The sequence below is a fragment of the Aeromonas sp. ANP5 genome, from assembly GCF_963870295.1.
GTDB lineage: Bacteria > Pseudomonadota > Gammaproteobacteria > Enterobacterales > Aeromonadaceae > Aeromonas > Aeromonas veronii.
Genome location: NZ_CAWMRY010000079.1, coordinates 1 through 1,616, shown reverse-complemented (window position 1 = coordinate 1,616; position 1,616 = coordinate 1). Strand labels below are relative to the sequence as shown.

At 38.7% G+C, this 1,616-nt stretch carries 3 protein-coding genes; all 3 read right to left on the bottom strand.

Annotated features, from left to right (window positions below):
* Positions 1–113: 113 nt before the first annotated feature.
* A complete protein-coding gene (locus tag AACT07_RS22295; protein ID WP_069530084.1) occupies positions 114–476 on the bottom strand; it encodes a hypothetical protein in 363 nt (120 codons plus the stop codon).
* Positions 477–812: 336 nt separating this feature from the next.
* A complete protein-coding gene (locus AACT07_RS22290; RefSeq protein WP_069530083.1) occupies positions 813–1,256 on the bottom strand; it encodes a hypothetical protein in 444 nt (147 codons plus the stop codon).
* Between the two features lie 27 nt (positions 1,257–1,283).
* On the bottom strand, positions 1,284–1,586 hold the full coding sequence (locus AACT07_RS22285; protein WP_139123943.1) for a hypothetical protein: 303 nt from the start codon (positions 1,584–1,586) through the stop codon (positions 1,284–1,286).
* Positions 1,587–1,616 lie beyond the last annotated feature (30 nt).

The window sequence follows — 1,616 nt, the reverse complement described above, 5'->3', positions numbered from 1 at the left end:
GCCCTGTTAAGGTGTGAGCAACGCAATACTGATGACGCCGCATACCACCCTAAACACTAAAATCAACGCATAGCAAAAATGCCTAGCGTTGCGAATCACTCTTAAACAGATTGTTATGCATCATTCGCAACACTCATCCATTGGCTTAATTGTTCTTTCGTAAACTCATAATTATGATTACTTTTAGCGACGACAATCATAATGTTTTTTGCGATATTGCCCCAAGCTTTTTCATTTTTATTGATTATATTTACCGCAATTTGATAGGTTTCATCTTTTATCTGATAGAACTGTTCTAATTCCGTTTCTGCTGTATTTTCTAATGGGTAACGTAACCCTCTAAGAATATAGGCTAGCTCCCTAATCTTGTTATAATCACTTTCAGCATCAGTAGACAGAATTTCTTCCCATTCCCGCTTGTCGACCTCAGTTTGGCTAGCTATCCCACCCCACAAGATAGAAAGACGATCGAGCAAATATTTCTCGACATCATTAATGCTATTTAATGACGGGTGAATATCAACATGGGAGCTACCTGAATGACAAAACCCACGACTATTTGCATCAACACGAATTTTAATCGAGCCAACACCAAACCCTAGTGTATTGGCTACTAGCCAATGCCCAACCTCATGATAGATAACTATTTTTTATAACTATCAAAGTTCACATTAACTCCTGATGCATAACGCCCTGTTAAGGGGTGAGCAACGCAATACCGAAGCCGCGGCATACCACCTTAAATACTAGAACCAACGCATAGTGAAAATGCCACGCGTTGCGAATCCCTCTTGAACAGTTTGTTAGGCTTATTATTCGCCGTTTATCTGCTTCGCAAAATTAGCGTGGAACCTGATTAGCTCGACACCATCTATTGCTTTTATAGATGCATTATTTCCCTCTGCAGTGCAGAAAGGTGGATACGCGAATAATAGCTGACCAACCTTTAAATCCAAATCGTTTGGAATGCTCAACCTTTCAATTGGATCCTCGTCAACCCAAGCCAAAAACTGTTCCCAAGTACAACCAAATTCATCAATATCACCAGTTTCGGCATTCAATTTAATCACCAAATTATCTCGAATAATAAACTGGTCACCAAAGCAATCCTGAGCAATAGGAAAATCACTTGCTTTAACTTCTCGATATAAGTTGTGGAAAGCCAACTCACCATCTAAGAAAGTATTAACATTTAACAATCGCTCTTGTGCATCATTAGAGCGGATTTGTAGACCGCCTGAATATAATATTTTCATAGTTTCTCGTTCTATAAGCCTAACGCTTCAAGAACCGGTGCAGCTTGCTGCATCCGCGTTACTTGACTTGTTAGCTGCTTCGGTCAAATTTGCTACCCGATAAAATAATGATACATAAAGCAAACCATATTCGCGTGTGACTTTATTGATCGCTTTCGTATGCTCACTACCGGATGAATTACCTGTAAAGTCAACTAATGACAAAGCTTCGGTAATTTTACTATCTAAATTAACGGCAATTTCATAAGCCTTATAGTCTTGTAACACCTGACAAATGACAAATGACAAATGACAAATGACAAATGACAAATGACAAATGACAAATGACAAATGACAATTGCCTCAGCTAAGACTTTTTTT

Excerpts from the sequence above, each read along its gene's own strand:
- AACT07_RS22290 (WP_069530083.1), bottom strand. The coding sequence starts at position 1,256 with ATGAAAATATTATATTCAGGCGGTCTACAAATCCGCTCTAATGATGCA.